Source organism: Alteribacillus bidgolensis (assembly GCF_002886255.1).
GTDB classification, from domain to species: Bacteria; Bacillota; Bacilli; order Bacillales; family Marinococcaceae; genus Alteribacillus; species Alteribacillus bidgolensis.
In genome coordinates this window covers 2,969,382-2,986,319 of record NZ_KZ614149.1, presented here as the reverse complement: position 1 = coordinate 2,986,319, position 16,938 = coordinate 2,969,382, and the positions used below count along the sequence as shown (strand labels likewise).

At 38.1% G+C, this 16,938-nt stretch carries 18 protein-coding genes; 17 read left to right on the top strand and 1 reads right to left on the bottom strand.

Annotated elements, in window-relative coordinates; genetic code table 11:
- The first annotated feature begins 155 nt into the window (after positions 1-155).
- The 17 genes from CEF16_RS14790 to CEF16_RS25365 all read left to right on the top strand — a co-directional run bounded on the left by CEF16_RS14790 (position 156) and on the right by CEF16_RS25365 (position 16,243).
- On the top strand, positions 156-2,216 hold the full coding sequence (locus tag CEF16_RS14790) for a BglG family transcription antiterminator (RefSeq protein WP_091587403.1): 2,061 nt from the start codon (positions 156-158) through the stop codon (positions 2,214-2,216).
- Positions 2,206-2,682, top strand: coding sequence for a PTS sugar transporter subunit IIA (locus CEF16_RS14785; protein ID WP_091587401.1), 477 nt, complete (start codon positions 2,206-2,208; stop codon positions 2,680-2,682). Before CEF16_RS14790 ends, CEF16_RS14785 begins: the two co-directional genes overlap by 11 nt.
- Complete coding sequence (locus tag CEF16_RS14780) at positions 2,679-2,954, top strand: PTS sugar transporter subunit IIB (protein WP_091587400.1); 276 nt, start codon at positions 2,679-2,681, stop codon at positions 2,952-2,954. Before CEF16_RS14785 ends, CEF16_RS14780 begins: the two co-directional genes overlap by 4 nt.
- A gap of 16 nt (positions 2,955-2,970) precedes the next feature.
- Positions 2,971-4,344, top strand: coding sequence for a PTS galactitol transporter subunit IIC (locus CEF16_RS14775; RefSeq protein ID WP_091587398.1), 1,374 nt, complete (start codon positions 2,971-2,973; stop codon positions 4,342-4,344).
- Positions 4,341-5,273 carry a 1-phosphofructokinase family hexose kinase gene (locus tag CEF16_RS14770; RefSeq protein ID WP_091587396.1) on the top strand — a complete coding sequence of 311 codons (933 nt, stop codon included), beginning with the start codon at positions 4,341-4,343 and terminating at the stop codon, positions 5,271-5,273. The genes CEF16_RS14775 and CEF16_RS14770 overlap by 4 nt, the downstream gene beginning before the upstream one ends.
- A gap of 1 nt (position 5,274) precedes the next feature.
- The gene (locus tag CEF16_RS14765) at positions 5,275-5,928 is read left to right on the top strand and encodes a class II aldolase/adducin family protein (protein WP_091587394.1); all 654 of its coding nucleotides are present in this window, start codon (positions 5,275-5,277) and stop codon (positions 5,926-5,928) included.
- A gap of 352 nt (positions 5,929-6,280) precedes the next feature.
- Positions 6,281-7,117 (top strand): coiled-coil domain-containing protein, encoded by an 837-nt coding sequence (locus CEF16_RS14760; protein WP_096241754.1) that lies wholly within the window; start codon positions 6,281-6,283, stop codon positions 7,115-7,117.
- Positions 7,118-7,328: 211 nt separating this feature from the next.
- Positions 7,329-7,886 (top strand): DJ-1/PfpI family protein, encoded by a 558-nt coding sequence (locus tag CEF16_RS14755; protein ID WP_091587392.1) that lies wholly within the window; start codon positions 7,329-7,331, stop codon positions 7,884-7,886.
- Positions 7,887-8,301: 415 nt separating this feature from the next.
- Positions 8,302-9,003 (top strand): GntR family transcriptional regulator, encoded by a 702-nt coding sequence (locus CEF16_RS14750; RefSeq protein ID WP_091587390.1) that lies wholly within the window; start codon positions 8,302-8,304, stop codon positions 9,001-9,003.
- Between the two features lie 4 nt (positions 9,004-9,007).
- A complete protein-coding gene (locus CEF16_RS14745) occupies positions 9,008-10,018 on the top strand; it encodes a zinc-dependent alcohol dehydrogenase (RefSeq protein WP_091587388.1) in 1,011 nt (336 codons plus the stop codon).
- Positions 10,019-10,032: 14 nt separating this feature from the next.
- The gene (locus CEF16_RS14740; protein ID WP_091587387.1) at positions 10,033-10,788 is read left to right on the top strand and encodes a glucose 1-dehydrogenase; all 756 of its coding nucleotides are present in this window, start codon (positions 10,033-10,035) and stop codon (positions 10,786-10,788) included.
- Between the two features lie 27 nt (positions 10,789-10,815).
- The gene (locus CEF16_RS14735) at positions 10,816-12,069 is read left to right on the top strand and encodes an enolase C-terminal domain-like protein (RefSeq protein WP_091587385.1); all 1,254 of its coding nucleotides are present in this window, start codon (positions 10,816-10,818) and stop codon (positions 12,067-12,069) included.
- A 19-nt stretch (positions 12,070-12,088) separates the two neighbouring features.
- A complete protein-coding gene (locus CEF16_RS14730; RefSeq protein WP_091587383.1) occupies positions 12,089-13,108 on the top strand; it encodes a C4-dicarboxylate TRAP transporter substrate-binding protein in 1,020 nt (339 codons plus the stop codon).
- Complete coding sequence (locus CEF16_RS14725) at positions 13,105-13,611, top strand: TRAP transporter small permease (protein ID WP_091587382.1); 507 nt, start codon at positions 13,105-13,107, stop codon at positions 13,609-13,611. The genes CEF16_RS14730 and CEF16_RS14725 overlap by 4 nt, the downstream gene beginning before the upstream one ends.
- A 31-nt stretch (positions 13,612-13,642) precedes the next feature.
- Positions 13,643-14,929, top strand: coding sequence for a TRAP transporter large permease (locus CEF16_RS14720; RefSeq protein WP_091587380.1), 1,287 nt, complete (start codon positions 13,643-13,645; stop codon positions 14,927-14,929).
- Between the two features lie 59 nt (positions 14,930-14,988).
- Positions 14,989-15,939 (top strand): D-2-hydroxyacid dehydrogenase, encoded by a 951-nt coding sequence (locus CEF16_RS14715; RefSeq protein WP_091587378.1) that lies wholly within the window; start codon positions 14,989-14,991, stop codon positions 15,937-15,939.
- A 226-nt stretch (positions 15,940-16,165) separates the two neighbouring features.
- Complete coding sequence (locus tag CEF16_RS25365) at positions 16,166-16,243, top strand: putative holin-like toxin (RefSeq protein WP_367888744.1); 78 nt, start codon at positions 16,166-16,168, stop codon at positions 16,241-16,243.
- Between the two features lie 168 nt (positions 16,244-16,411).
- Here the strand turns inward: CEF16_RS25365 and CEF16_RS14710 are convergent, their stop codons facing one another.
- Complete coding sequence (locus CEF16_RS14710) at positions 16,412-16,897, bottom strand: hypothetical protein (RefSeq protein ID WP_091587377.1); 486 nt, start codon at positions 16,895-16,897, stop codon at positions 16,412-16,414.
- Positions 16,898-16,938 lie beyond the last annotated feature (41 nt).

The following is a 16,938-nucleotide window of genomic DNA, read 5'->3' as shown; positions in this document are numbered from 1 at the left end:
TAGGCAAACGTTATTCCCTGAAAAAATCAACGATGAGTCCGTACATCACAATTACAAATGTAAGCGTTTTCTTAATTTGTGTTCAAAGGATACGCACAGAGAAGATCTAATCGTTATACTAAAGATAATCATAATAAGGAAAGGGGGGAGGCCATATGGAGCAAATGATGAAAAATACAATGCAGCAGCTATTAAGCAGTTCCACCCTGTTTTTGTCTGATTTAGAAGATCAGTTAAATAGCTCAAAAGGCCAAATTGAGAAAATAATACAGTTAATAAACAAAGAACTAAAGCAGCACAACTTTCACCTTTTAGCGATTCAACCAGAAGAACAAATCGTCATTCCAACTAATACCAGAAAGGGTTTATGTGAAATTTTACGGGATGCAACGTATTTTTCCATCGATGATTTAACACCGGAATTAAGAGTGCAGCTCATGTTAATCACCCTGTTGGTAGAAAAAGAATCCCTGTCTCTTCAAGATTTAGCTGAAAGAACAGAAGTAAGTAAAAATACAGTGCTGCTTGATATGAAGCTCATGAAGCGTAAGTTAGAGGATAAATCCATCGAGGTAAATTACAGCCGTAAACATGGCTATTTTATCTCAGGATCGGAATATCAGCTGCGGAATTTACTTGTCACCGAGTTAAAACAGCTCTTTCAATATGAATTTGCAAAAACGTTGCTAAAGAAAAAACAATTAATAGAGCCAAATGAAGTGTTTTTGCTGCGGCAGCGGCTGCTTAGAGCAGAACAAAGATTAGAGATATCATTTTCCGATGAGCAACTTGAAGTTCTTCCGGTCACTTTGCATTTATTAATAAAACGAATGCAGGCATTTCAACAGGAATGGGTGCCGGAAACCGAAGATTATGGTGTGTTTCATACGGATGAATACGAAGCGTTTCAACAAATGTTTTGGGACCAAAGCGGTCTGACAGAGAAAGACCGGTTGTACCTTACTTTACAAGTTCTTTCTTCTAATATGTTAGAGGCGGCCATTCACTTATCTCACAGTGAAGCATTAAAAACTTCTATTGATAGATTTATCGACCAAATCGAATTAAATCTAGTGACATCGTTGGTGAGAAAAGAGGAATTAAAAGAGAAACTATGGCTGCACATTAAACCCGCAGTCTATCGGGTGAAATTAGGGCTGCATGTCCAAAACCCGCTTACTCAAATCTTTCAAGAGGAACACGCATCGATTTGTTCGATAGTGAATGGAGCTGCAGGCGCATTAGAAGATTACATCGGAAAATCTTTGCCGGAAGAAGAAAAAGTATATATTGCAATGCTCGTGCAAGCGTGGATCTATCAAACCAATGAACAAGGTGAAAAAATATTTAAAGCGATGGTCGTGTGCCGAAATGGAACCTCGGTGTCAAAGCTATTGTTAGAAACGCTTAAGCTGATGTTTCCGCATATTGAATTTTTAGGAGCATTTTCTGAAAGAACATTTAATCAAAAAGAAAAGGTCGATTTTATTTTTACGACAATTCCTTTGCATACGAGTCAAAAAACGTTTATTGTTAATCCTATTTTGGATCAAAAAGAGCGGGCTCACTTAAGAAAAAACGTACGGAAATATATTGAAAGAGATAACGAGAAGAAAGCCAGGGAATTGCTGCATTCGTTAAAAGACCATATTGAAATGGAGAAGCAAGACGTGATCCACGAAAAGATAGTAGATTTTTTCGATAGATCGTACAGCGATAACAAGAACAATCAAAAAACAGAAGAAAAAGAACGCCAGCCTTTTTTCACTTTTGAAAAACAGCATATTCACATTATTGAAGAACGAGTCACCTGGAAAGAGGCAGTCTGCTATAGCTTAAATCATATGAAAGAAAGACAGGCGATTGAGTCTCGTTATATGGATAGAGTTCTCGAGCTATTTTCAGAAGAAAGTGATCGGATGATGCTTGGCCCTCACGTTTATTTGCCGCATGCAAAGCCGTCGGATGGAGTAAGAAAGGAAGATTTTGATATATTAGTTTTTCGCTATCCGGTAGAAATGCCAGACGGCGGTATGGCCAAAGCGTTAGTGACCCTTTCTCCAATAGACTTTCAACATCATGTCCCGACGTTATTAAGCTTAAATGAGTTATTTATGGATGACACTAAATCTCAGCGTTTTTATGAAGCAAAGCATGCTCTAGAAATAGCAGAGACGCTGCAACAACATGTAGAGGAGGACCATCATGCCATTTGATGAATTATTCCACCAACATCTCATCTTTTCCAATCTGAAATGTGAGACGGCTTATCAGCTTTTTGAAAAAGTAGGAAGCTGTCTGCACAAAGAAAACTATGTAAAATCCTCCTATCTGTCAGCTTTAACAAAGCGAGAAGAGACTTATCCGACCGGATTATCGTTAGAAAATATTAACATTGCTATTCCTCATACAGATTGTGAGCATATATCTAGCCCATTTATTGCTTACGCCAACACTGAAAAACCGCTGCCGGTTGGAAGCATGGGAGAAAAAAATAAAACATTACAGGTTTCTCATTATTTTTTCTTAGGAATAACGGAGTCGAAAACACAGGTAGAGCTTTTACAGTATTTAATGACCCTTTTTACGAATCACCAATTTGTGCAAGGGTTAAAACATGCGAAAAGTGAAGAAGAGATTTTTCAAGTTATAAAATATCCAATAAGGAGTGAAGTGTTATGAAAAGAGTAATTGTAGCGTGTGGTTCAGGAGTGGCAACCAGCCAGACGGTGGCTTCTAAGGTTCAGAAGATTTTGAATGAAAATCGTATTAAAGCAAACGTTGAAGCGGTTGATATTAAGTCATTAGACCAATATATACCGCAAAGTGACGTCTATATTGCGATAACAAAAGGGAGCAAAGACTATAATATCCCTACATTAAACGGCATTGCATTTTTAACAGGAATGGGGATGGAGGAAGAAACGAATCAATTAATTAGCTTGCTAACGTAAAAAGGGGGAGATAAATGTGGATGTCCTGCAAAGTGTCTTTCAATATATTTTAGATCTTGGTGCGTCAGTATTTGTACCTTTAATCATGATCATTGTAGGCATTGCTGTACGAATGAAGTGGAAAGAAGCCTTTAGTGCAGGGATCATTTTAGGGGTAGCCTTTGCGGGGATGGGAGTAGTGATTGGGTTCATGCTGGACGCTCTTACTCCTGCCGGTCAAGGCCTCGTCGAACGAACAGGGATCGAGCTTAATGTAGTAGACGCCGGCTGGACTTCTTTAGCCACATTGGCGTGGGCTTGGCCATTAGCGTTCTTAATGTTCCCGCTGCAAATGGGCGTCAATGCCATCCTTCTCGTCATGAATAAAACAGAAACACTTAACGTCGATTTATGGAACGTTTGGGGAAAAATTTTAACAGCAGTGCTGGTTATAGGTGTGACAAATAATGTGGCTCTGGCTTTTGTTATAGCAGCTATCCAAATGGTGGCGGAGCTTCTCATAGCGGATGTAAACCAAAAGCACATTGAAAAAGTAACTGGCATTCCCGGTGTCACCGTTTCGCATGGGATGATGATTTTTGGCGTCTTTCTTCTTCCGTTTAACTGGCTGTTAAGCAAGGTACCTCTTTTTGACCGTCATATCGATGCGAATACATTAAAAGAAAAGTTCGGTGCTTTCGCGGAAAATCATGTGATGGGTTTTATTATTGGCGTACTTCTTGGTATCGCAGCCGGCTACACTGTGCCTGAGACGCTTACATTGGCAATTCAAGCGGCAGCGGCACTAACCTTGTTTCCTATGGTAGCCAAACTGTTTATGCAGGCGTTATCTCCTTTGTCTGATGCCATCTCGGAATTTATGAAATCACGATTTAAGCACCGAAAATTGAATATTGGCTTAGACTGGCCGATATTAGCGGGAAGTAATGAATTGTGGGTGGCTGTCATTGTGTGGGTGCCAATTACACTGCTTTACGCCATTATTCTCCCAGGAAACAATGTTCTCCCGTTTGCAGGGATCATCAATATTTCTATGGCTGCCCCCGCATTAATTATTACGGGCGGGAATTTACTTCGAATGATCATTCTTGGAATCATTACGACGCCAGTTTTCTTGTATATTGCGACTGGTTTTGCTCCAACGATTACACAGCTGGCACAGGACACAGGAGCTATTGCTTTAGATAGCGGACAGATGATTTCGTGGAGTACGATAGAATACCCCGTTTTCCGGTATCTTTTTGCACACGTAGGAGAAGGACATTTGCTAGGTTTCCTATTTGTCGGGATATGGGCCGCTCTGTTTGTTCTTTATTTGAAAACGATGAAAGCGAGAAAGGTAGAAGATGATACAGCGGAGGAGACGGAGTATAAGGAGAATGTGATGTGATTTACACAATTACGCTTAATCCAGCTATTGATCATATTTTGTTTACAAAGAATCCTTTGGAAAAACGGAAAAATAACCGAATGTACAAAAAAGAAATAGACTTGGGCGGAAAAGGGCTTCATGTTTCTCATACGTTGACTTGTTTGAATATTCATAATACAGCCATAACCTTTGCTGGCAGGCGAAATGCCAGCAGCTTCAAAAAGATTTTAGACCAGAAAAACCTGCATTATAAATTATTTATAGAAGAAAAAAGCGCAACACGAATCACTTATGTGCTGATGGATCAGGCAGGAGAAGGCAGTTTAATGGTAACAGAACATGGCTTTCGCATATCGGAACAAAATCACAAAAAGCTCTGCCGATATTTAATAGATACAGTGAAAACAGAAGACACGGTGATTCTATCGGGCTCTTTGCCTCCAGAATACCCAGTCGCCAGATGGAAGGAGATTGTTTCTTTATTAAAAGAAAGACGATGTACGATAGCTTGTGATGTTAGCGGAGAAGCTTTAAGAACAGCGGTTGAGATGCAAGTAGATTTTATCAAACCGAATGAACAAGAATTAAGAGAATTATTCCCTGCTCAACAGAATGTATTACGTCAATTGCAGGAACTAAACCAAAACGTGCCTTATGTGGTTTTTTCAAAAGGTGGAGAGGGGAGCACGGCTTTAATAGAACAGAAAATTTTCGATGTCGATGCTCCAAAAGTTAAGGAATGCAATGATACCGGAGCAGGGGATGTATTTGTAGGAGCGCTGTTTGGCGCAAGGGAACAGGGCTGTACGTGGGAGGAGGCCCTAACGTTTGCAGCAGGCTGCTCTGCTTCTAAAGTGACAAAAAGCAATAGCAGTGCGTTTGATGTGGAAGAAGCGAAGGTTCTTAGTCTGAAAACGAATATCCAAGAACGGAAAGGGGTTTATTAATTTGTTATATAAACAAGAACGAGAAGAACTGTGTAAAGTTGTAAGGACGATGTTTTTGCGATTTGAAACCAATGCGGCCGGTGGCAATGTCAGTGCACGAATCAATGATGAACATATCATTATGACCCCTACATTAATGTCCCAGCAGAAATTTTGCGATTTAGAATGGCATGAAATTCTAGTAGTAAATATGAAAGAGCAAAAAGTAGAAGGCGATGGAAATATTACGAGAGAAATTAATATGCATATGGCATGTTATCGGGAAAGACCTGATATTGGCTGCGTATTGCATGCGCACCCGAAAGAATCTCTCGTTTTTGCGACGATGGGAATGGAAATGCCTAATTTAACAGAGTCTACCCAAAAACTCGGAACCATTCCAACCCTCCCGTTTGCACCAGCCACTTCTCCTGAACTTGCTGAAATTGTTAGAAGTTATGTGCAATCAAGAGACACAGATGGACTGCCGCTTGCTATGCTGTTAAATAAACATGGGATAGTTGTTCTCGATAAAACCTTGCGAAAAGCATATGATGTACTTGAACGGATTGAATATAACGCCTATGTTGCGTATAAAGCGTTGATCCTTGACTCATTATCTATTAAAAAAATCGAAGACAACACGCGGGAACTGGAATTTAATCTGGAGGAATAACAAAAGTGCCTATCTTTATACAGCTGTTTGTATTTATAAGCTGCGGGCTTTTATTAAGCAGTATCCTTTTCGGACAGGTCTGGTTAACGTTCATCGCTTTAATGATCGCGGTATATGCTAAAAAGGTGTGGGAGAAAAGCAAAACGGCATAATCGTATTGAGCTGCCTGATGAAGGGCAGCTTTTTTCCTTATCAAAATATTCGATGTAAATCTAAAAATTTATGAGAAGGAAACCTCTTTTTGTTTGCACTGTTAGAAAGTATATAATTTTTATTAAATATCGTTGTTTTTCTAAAACGCAGATGGTTTATGCTATAATAACATCACCCGATAAGAAAGGAGGCAAGAGTGATGGATGACATGTTAAAAATGATCCTTGAAGAGGTTCAATCAACGAATTCTCGAGTAGATTCGTTGGAGACTGGCATGAAAAATATGCAGAGCGAGTTCCGATCAGAAATTGGAGGCATAAAAAGTGGAATGGAAAGCATGCAAAGCGAGTTCCGATCAGAAATTGGAGGCATAAAAAGTGGAATGGAAAGCATGCAGAGCGAGTTCCGAGAAGAAATTGGAAGCATGAAAAGTGGAATGGAAAGCATGCAGAGCGAGTTCCGAGAAGAAATCGGAAGCATGAAAAGCGGAATGGAAAGCATGCAGAGCGAATTCCGAGAAGAAATCGGAAGCATGAAAAGTGGAATGGAAAGCATGCAGAGCGAGTTCCGAGAAGAAATCGGAAGCATGAAAAGCGGAATGGAAAGCATGCAGAGCGAATTCCGAGAAGAAATCGGAAGCATGAAAAGTGGAATGGAAAGCATGCAGAGCGAGTTCCGAGAAGAAATCGGAAGCATGAAAAGCGGAATGGAGAGCATGCAAACCGAATTCCGAGAAGACATGAAAAATATGCGGTCCGAGTTTAAACAAGAAACAAGTGACATACGTTCAGAGATGAAGGAAGAATTTGGGAATGTGAGATCAGAAATGAACCTCATGAAAGACGATATGCAGTCGATAAAAGCAGAATTGTTAGAAGGCCAGAAAAAACTTGAAAACAAACTTTCAAGTATTCCTAAGAGCTATGAACGATTAGAAGCATTAGTGGCCGGCCAAGAAAGAACGTTAGAAAAGCTTGCTAAACGATCGATTGATCAAGAAGCGGATATTGATATGTTAAAACGAACTATTCAATAAACAGAAAAACAAAAACCACCACACCTCCGCACGATAGAGCAGCCATTCCCCCCTCATGAGAAAAAATGACTTACTCACCTTTCATTGATTTACTTTCACGCCTTATTCCTTTTAGATATAACTCTTTACTTAGATTTAATACCTGTGCAATGGAAATCATGTTAAAATAAAGAAGGAAATGGAAATGCATCTTTAATAAGGAGGACTTTTTATGGCTGCTAAAAAGATTTTAATTGTCACTGGAGACGCAGTAGAAGCATTAGAGGTGTATTACCCGTATTTTCGCTGTTTGGAGGAAGGATTTGAAGCAGACATTGCTGCGCCTCATAAGAAAAAATTAAATACAGTAATTCACGACTTCGAAGATTGGGAGACGTATACCGAAAAACGAGGATATTTGATTGAAGCGAACACTTCTTTTGCTGATGTGAATGCCAATGAGTACGATGGCTTAATTATCCCCGGCGGACGGGCTCCCGAACATATTCGCATGGCTGAACATCTGCCAAGCATTGTGGCCCATTTCTTTGAAGCGGACAAGCCAATTGCCGTCATGTGCCATGGAAGTCTGGTGCTTACACCGATTGCAGATGTAGTAAAGGGCCGGAAGCTGACTGCTTATCAGGCGTGCAAGCCGGAAGTAGAAAGCATTGGTGCCGAATACATCAACGAAATGGATTATGTAGATAATAACCTGGTTTCCGGGCATGCTTGGCCTGACCTGCCAGCTATCATGAGAGAATTCGTTAAGCAAGTAAATGAGAAATAGTACCATAAATGGAAGGAATCAGGCGTTGTTGTCTGGTTCCTTTTTATGTTTTTAACTGTCTCACAGGTTTTCTTAGTTTTTCCCAGATTATTAGAAACCTGAGGGATATTTCAATTTTTTCCATAAGGTGACATACTCAATCCTAATTATTTCTTTTTCACAGCGATTCCGTGATGTTTGAATATAGCTTATCCTTCAATCTTTTTTGGTTGTGTACACCGTAAACGAAGCTGTATTTAACATTTTCTACATCCCATGATTATTGGTTTCATATTGTTCAGGCAAGATCAATATTTTTCAAAAATTAAAAATTAAACGTTTACAATTTGTCAGTATATATTGTATAATCTTATGTAATTAGTTGAATACGTTGTATACAACGTATTCATAGTATGCAGATAAGGGGGGAGAAGAGATGGAATTCCCAGTTGAAAAATTAGATCCTCATTCCAAAGGAGAAGAAATTGCCGGTCTTATGCGTTATGAAATTATCGCGGGGCAATTAAAGCCAGGGGATTTTGTGTCAGAAAATTCTATCGCAAAAAAATATAATTCTAGTCGTTCTCCATCAAGAGAAGCATTACGTATTCTTCAAAATGAAGGATTGCTTAGCTTGAAAAGAACGGGTGTTGAAATTATTGGAATCTCTCAAAAGGATATTGAAGAATTAAATGATATTCGTTATTTAATTGAGAGTTTTGCCATGAAAAAATGTGCGGAGAAAAACGATGAGGAGCTTATTGCTTTTTTACAATTTACAGTAGAGAAAATGAAAATTGCTATTGATAAGAAAGATGCTACGGAATTGGCTATTCAGGATATAGCGTTTCATGAAGCAGTAATTAGGGCAAGTGATCATAATCGTATCTATCATTTGTGGAAAAATATTGAAAAATTGATTATAACGGCACTATTAATAGCTACTAAAAAAAGATTCTCTACAGAAAAAAAATTACAATATAAAGATTTTTTGATTCAGAGCCACTTAGATATTGTAAATGCGATTATGGTGGGCGATGTCGATAAAATTGAAGAAAATCTTCAAATCCATTTCTTGGATACAAGAGCTACAGTAAGAAATAGTGTCTTTATTAACAACAGAGTGGAAAAGGAGTAATAAGATGAACGCAGGCGTATATAAAGGAGCGGAAACCGTACAAGTAAATGAAGAAAATATTCCTCACTTAAATGACAAAGAAGCGTTAGTTAAAGTCGCCTATGCTGGAATTTGTGGAACGGATATGATGATTTACTCTGGGGCTCATCCAAGAGCAGCCCCTCCATTAATTATGGGACATGAATTCTCAGGTTATGTAAAAGAAGTAAAAGGACTCGATCGCATAAAACCTGGGGATAGAGTAACGATTAATCCCCTTATCAGTTGCGGGAAATGTTATGCCTGTAGTATTGGACAAAACCATATCTGTAATAATTTAAAGTATCTGGGAATTGATAGAAACGGCGGGTTCGCTGAGTATGTAAGTGTACCTGCAAATAACTTATTTTTATTGGACGATTCCGTTAGTGATGAAGAAGGAGCTTTAACAGAACCTCTTGCTGTAGCCGTTCATTCCATAAGAAAGTCAAGTATGAGAATCGGTGATGTAGTGGTTATTCTCGGTGCCGGTCCAATTGGGATGCTTATTGCTATGCTTGCAAATAGAGCTGGAGCTTCACAAGTAGTCATATCAGATGTAAGCCCGTTCCGATTACAATTAGCCGAAAAACTAGGTTTTTATACTGTAGATGCCAGTAAAACGGATATAGTTCATGTAGCAAAAGATTTAACAAATGGAATAGGGGCCGATGCAGTATTTGAAGTAGCAGGCACGCAAAGCACGGCTGATCAAATGATTGACGCCATAAAACCACAAGGAGAAATAATGTTAGTTAGTGTTTATAAAAAACCTCCTCAAGTGAAAATGGCTCAAATGCATTTTAGAGAAATTTCATTAAAAACAACCAGATGTTTTTCTACGTACGATTTTGAACAAGCACTTTACATGTTAAAAAATAAAGAGGTAGATGTTAGTACATTAATTTCACATAAACTTCCAATTGGAAAATTTGATGAAGGCTTTCAACTAATGAAGGATTCCAATCAATCTTTGAAAGTATTATATCAACTTTAAGGTGAGGTGTTTCTATGTTTAGTAGAGATACGTTGAAAGGACAAGTAGCTGCAGTAACCGGAACAACACGAGGAATAGGAAAATCAATTGCCATTGCTTTAGCAGAAGCAGGAGCTGATGTAGCATTAATTCAACGGTCATCAAACGATGAAACGAAACGTGAAATTGAGGATTTAGGGGTTAAATGTAAAATATTTTACTGTGATTTAAATGATTTGGAACAAGTGAGATCTGTTATTCCTAATATTGCAGAAGAAATGGGCTCCACTGATATTCTCGTAAATAATGCTGGAATTCAGAAGCGCCATCCTGCTGTAGAATTTCCTGAAGAAGATTGGGATCAAGTGATTAATATTAATTTGAAAGCTGTTTGGATCCTTTGTCAAGAAGCAGGAAAAATCATGGTCCAAAAGAACAAGGGGAAAATTATTAACATAGCTTCTCTCGTATCTTTTCAAGGAGGAATAAATGTACCGGCTTATACCTCCGCTAAAGGTGCTGTTGGACAGCTAACTAAAGCGCTTGCCAATGAATGGTCTTCTAAAGGTATAAATGTAAACGCTATAGTACCAGGGTATATTGCAACAGAAATGAATACTGCTTTAATCAATGATCCTACCCGCAGTCGTCAAATTTTAGAAAGAATCCCTTCAGGTCGCTGGGGAGAACCAGAAGACTTTAAAGGACCAGCATTATTTTTAGCATCTCCAGCTTCAGAGTATGTACACGGTCATTTATTAGCTGTTGATGGTGGATGGTTAGGAAGATAAACACTTTAAAGAAGGAGAATTTTTATATTGGAACATTATACTATTCGAGACGTTGAAGTGTTTGTGACTGCTCCAAATAGTATTGATTTGGTAGTTGTCCGTGTGCAGACAAATAAGAGCGGACTATATGGGCTTGGTTGTGCAACCTTTACCCAGCGGGCAGATGCGGTTAAACAAGTGATTGAAACCTATTTAAAACCCTTCTTAATAGGGAAAAATCCGGCTAATATTGAGGATATTTGGAATATTACTAATGTAAGCGGTTACTGGAGAAACGGTCCAATCGTTAATAATGCTTTATCAGGCATAGATATGGCTTTATGGGATATAAAAGGAAAAATAGCAGATCTGCCTGTATATGAGTTGCTTGGGGGGAAATCTAGAGATGGAGTGGCCCTTTACCGACACACAGATGGGTCTTCAAAAGAAGAAGTAGTAGAAGATATTCACAAGGCGATCAATGAGGGATATCAACATGTTCGGTGTCAATTAGGTATGTACGGAGGAGCTGGCACAAATGATACTGGTTTAATCTCAAAAAAAATGAAAGGAGCAGAAGGATTAGAGAAAAAACGGCACCCTGATAACTTAAGAGAAGGTCAATATTTTGATACGGAAGCTTATGTTAAAAGTGTAGAAGAGCTTTTTAAGTATATTAGAAGTAATGTAGGCGAAAATATAGAATTGATTCATGATATTCATGAGAGGGTCCCTCCTATTGAAGCAATAAAGCTAGCTAAAAAACTTGAGAAATTTAATTTGTTTTATTTAGAAGATCCGTTTCCGCCAGAACAATTAGAATGGATAAAGATGTTACGGGAACAGACAAGTACTCCTATAGCGATTGGAGAGTTATTCTCTCATCCTAATGATTGGAAACATTTAATTATTTCACAGCAAATTGATTTTATTCGGGCACACATTAGTGCAATTGGAGGGATTACTCCTGCCAAAAAATTAGCTATATTGGGTGAGATTTTTGGTGTGAGAACCGCTTGGCATGGACCTGGAGATATATCTCCTATAGGGGTCGCCGCTCATTTCCACATTGATACCAGTATTTCAAATTTTGGTATTCAAGAATGGACTCCTATGAACCAAGAATTAAAAAAGGTATTTCCTGGAGGACCTATTATAAAAGAGGGATACGCGTATTTAACAGATGCTCCTGGATTAGGCATAGATTTTTGTGAAGAAGAGGCACTAGCATATCCACCACGTAATAAAATCCCAGAGTGGACGCTTGCTAGGATCTATGATGGAACGGCAGTAAAACCTTGATTATAAAGGAGGAGAATAAATGAAAAATAATATTTTATTCATTTTAGCAATTTTGTTTTTGACAGTTCTGGCTGCATGTCAGGGAGACAATTCTAATGCTTCATCTAGTGAGGAAAACGGAGGGTCTTCTGAAGGTGAATATACCCTGAGAGTGGGCATAACCCAAAATGATCAGAATGCAGAATTTAAAGGAATTGAACAATTTAAAGAAGGGGTAGAAGAACGTACAAATGGGGATATTACAGTAGAAACCTATCACAGTGACCAACTAGCCAGCATTCCAGATCTTATCGAACAGGCATCAACCGGAACCAATGTTGGAACAATTACCGATGCAGGCCAAATTGGAGATATTAAAAATGAATTTTATATCTTGCAATCTCCTTATATGTTTGAAGATTATGAAGAAATAGATAAATTTTTAGAATCAGATCCGTACCATGAATGGGTTGAAGAGTTTAAAGATAATGGCCTGCAAATTCTCTCGTTTAATTTTAAATTAGGCGAAAGAAACCTAGCCACAAATACTAAAATTGAGACTCCAGAAGATTTAGAAGGAAACGTTATTAGAACAAATGGTTCTCAAATCGTCAATGCGACAGTTTCAGGAATGGGTGGATCGCCAAGTGGGATGCCGTGGACAGAGGCGTATCCTGGATTAGAACAAGGTGTTATTGATGGAGTAGAAGCTCATAATCTCGCTATCTATGAATCTAGCTTATATGAAGTGATTGATCATATTGCCAAGACAAATCACTATCAATTGGTTTCAGGGATGGTTGTTAGTGCTGATTGGTTCAGTAATTTACCTGAAGAATACCAAGATATTTTGATTGAAGAAGCTCAATTAGCAGGTGATACTGCTTCAGAAATAGCCACTGAACAATCGCAAGAATATGAACAAGCAATGAAAGAAGAAGGAGTAGAATTTATAGAAGTGGACAGAGAAAAGTTTAAAGAAAGGGCAGAGGATGCTTTTTCTGAAATTGGATTAGAAGATGTAAAGGCTGAGATCGATGAGGTGCTTGATAACGAATGATGAATAGTGCATTGTATTCACGTTTAAAGAATGCCTATGTTAAAGTAGAAAATTTTGTGTTAATTACCTTGCTAATTTCTTTAGTCGCTTTAGTATTTATGGAAGTAATTGTACGCTTATTTGATCATCCTACAACCTGGTCTGTAGGAATAGCACAATTAATATTCATGTGGGTGATCTTTTTGGGGGCAAATCAAACACTAAGAAAAAATGCTCATATTGGCATAGATGTGTTTACTAAAATGCTGCCTTCAAAAATACAGCAATATATTGAAATGATTTCTCAAGTGATTATTTTGGTTTTCTTGTCTGCCTTGGTTTTTTATGGGTTTGAGATGACTTTTGCCAATACAGGTCGATTAATTACGGGAACTTCTATCGGGTATTATAGTATCACATTAGCAGTTCCTGTGGGGGCAGCTTTAATGACTATAACTTCCATAAGCCGAATGATTACGTTAGTGAAGAATTCTAAAAATACTGAAAATCAAAGTGGATTATAAACTACTTGTCAAAAATATAGGTGGTTAAAGTATGACATTAATGCTGATATTGTTTTTTCTCTTGTTATTTGCTAATGTGCCTATTGCTTTTGCTATTGGAATATCAGGGTTGTTTTATTTTGTTAGTGCCCCAAATCTTATGAATATGAATGCTATTCAACAATTTGTGACGGGGACTCAATCGTTTCCTCTATTAGCTGTACCGTTTTTTGTATTAGCGGGACATATTCTAAATGTTTCAGGGATTACAGCTAGATTAATAAGGTTTTCTAATTTATTAACAGGACACTTAGTAGGTGGACTAGCTCATGTTTCGATTGTACTAAGTACGATGCTTGGAGGTATATCAGGATCTGCTACTGCAGATGCTGCCATGCAAAGTCGAATTCTTACAAATGATATGGTGAAGAGAGGATATTCAAAAGGTTTTTCAATAGGGGTAATTGGAGTAAGTTCTTTAATTACCTCTACTATACCGCCAAGCATTGGATTAATCCTATATGGGTTCATTGGTGGCGTGTCCATTGGAGATCTATTCTTAGCAGGCATCATTCCAGGAATATTAATGTGTTTGACATTAATGTTCACTGTATATCTAGTTTCTAAAAAACGAGGCTATGATGAAAACCGTTTGTTTGAGAAACCTACCTTTAAAGAAGTATTAACTAGTTTTAAAGACTGTATTTGGGCCCTGCTGTTTCCAGTTATTCTATTGGTAGGAATTCGTTTCGGAATATTTTCTGCCTCTGAAGGAGGGGCTGTCGCAGTAGTTTACGCAATGGTAGTAGGTCGGTTTATCTACAAAGATTTAACCTGGCAAAAATTTAAAAAAGCGATGATCGATTCTGTTCAAGATAATAGCATGATTATGTTAATCATTGCTGCAGCCTCTATATTCAGTTACGTAATAGCATTTGAAAATTTGCCAAGAACCTTTTCAGAATTTATTACTGGTATAACTAATCAACCGACAATCTTATTATTACTAATCTTGCTAATCGTTTTTATGGCCGGTCTGTTCATGGAAGCGACAGCAAACACATTATTACTGACACCTATTTTTCTTCCGATAGTTCAGCAAGCAGGCATTGATCCGGTACACTTTGGAATCTTAATGATTGTATTAATTACACTCGGAGGTATGACGCCTCCATTAGGGGTTACGATGTTTGCGGTTTGTTCTATTACCAAGACTTCCGTTGCCGAGTTTAGTAGAGGAGCATTTCCATTTCTAATCGCAGTATTATCATTAATTTTGGTTTTACTGTTCTTTCCGCAATTGATTTTATTTGTACCGGAGACTTTCGCTGGGAAATAAAAGAGAAGAAGTCATGCTAGCTTTAATCACTTATTTTTTACTTTTTAGGAGGAACCAGTATGTACATTCTATCATCAGCAGAATTGCCAGCAGAAAATCAAACGAAGCTGAAAAATGCATTTCCTGAAGAAACGTTTGTGTTTTGTAATAATATGGATGAAGCATCAGAGTTTCTTTTAGAAGCAAATATCATTATTACGTACGGTGAAGATTTAACAGAAAATATTTTGGATCAAGCATCTCAATTAAAATGGGTCATGGTTATTGCTGCTGGAATCGATAAACTTCCATTTGAAGCATTAAATAAACGGAATATATTAGTTACCAGTGCAAAGGGGATTCATCGAGCGCCCATGTCAGAGTATGTATTTATGATGCTGATGCTGGTATATAGACAAGGAAAAAAATTAATAGAAAATGAAAAAAATAAAGTGTGGACTCGCGATATTCATATGGAAGAAATCACTGGTAAATCTATGTTAATAGCCGGAACTGGTGTAATAGGAAAAGAGATTGCAAAAGTGGCTAAAGCATTTCAGATGAAAACAATAGGGGTATCGCGAAGCGGCAGAGACATTAGTCACTTTGATAAAAATATCGCCCGTGAAGAAATGATCCACTATCTCCCTGAAGTAGATTTCGTTGTTTCTGTACTTCCAAGTACTCCTGAGACTAAAGGATTTTTTCAATATGAACACTTCAAAGCAATGCAAGGTCATGCTGTGTTTATAAATATAGGAAGGGGAGATACCGTTCGAGGAGAAGAAATATTAAAAGCAGTAAGGGACAAAGAGATATATCATGCGGTTTTAGACGTTTTTGAGACGGAGCCCCTCCCTTCCGATGACCCTTTTTGGGAGGAAGAAAATATAACTGTTACGACGCATTTGTCAGGCGTGTCACCTCATTACCATAATCGAGCATTAGACATCTTTTCTGAAAATTTAAAAGCATTTCAAGAGGATAGAAATGAATTAATGAATATTGTAGATACAGATAAAGGTTATTAAGTAATAGGGTGGAGAGAAAAATACATTTTAGAAATGTACTGTTAGCGTGCTATTTTTAAAAAGAATGTTTGCATTTTCTTAATGAGAGAGACACGTGCTATTGAACAATGATCTTTCAGAACTATCTATAAAAATCCAATTAAGTGATATAATGGTAAGGTAATAGTTTTGGTAAACTCAAGGGTGGTTCGGTGTCATCCCCAAAAAGGGAGGGGGTGGTGCCTATATGATGACGGTGTATGAAGCTTTGATGCTGATGGTCACGTTCGGTATGTTGATCGTGGCGATGCTGTCACAAAAATAAATCACCCTTGAGTTGACGGCTCGAGCGGGTGATTTATTTTCTCCTGGCCGATCCCCCTTGCAGGGAACCAAGCTATTGCAGGACCGTAGGTGTTAGCGCACCTGCGGTCTTTTTTATTATATGAGGATTTGTTTTTATTATACCAGAACTTTCCGCTGCCGCAAACGGTTATATCACTATATGAACAAAAAGAATAACGATAAATAAGAATGCGGTATAACGATGATAGCGCCGGCGCTTGCCTGAAGATCTTTTTTTTCGTAAGTATCCGGAAATAAGAACAGCAAAAAATGAGCATACAGCGAACAGGCCAGTTAACGCTTTTGGGTTCGTGGTGGAGTAATAAAACGACATGCCGATGACATGAGGCAGGAGTAAAACTGTCCCTAAAATAGCAGCCGCGATATGGAAACGGATATAAATCCGTGTGAATATGACAAGCTTTTTGCGGCGTGTGTATTTAACGCCAAGCAGCAATGGATAGAGAAGAAATGCCAGCAAAAAGTAAAACATTGCCGCAGCGGCAAAATCAACTAGCTTTGTGTAGATGTGGGATGGTTGTTTAAGTAGTAGGAAAGCTGTAACAAAAATTGTTGGAACGATAAGAATAACTAATGATTGGACTACGTTTAATCGAAATAAAAAGCGCAGCATCGTTTTTCTCCTTCTATGTAAAGTATAAACCAGAAAGAATA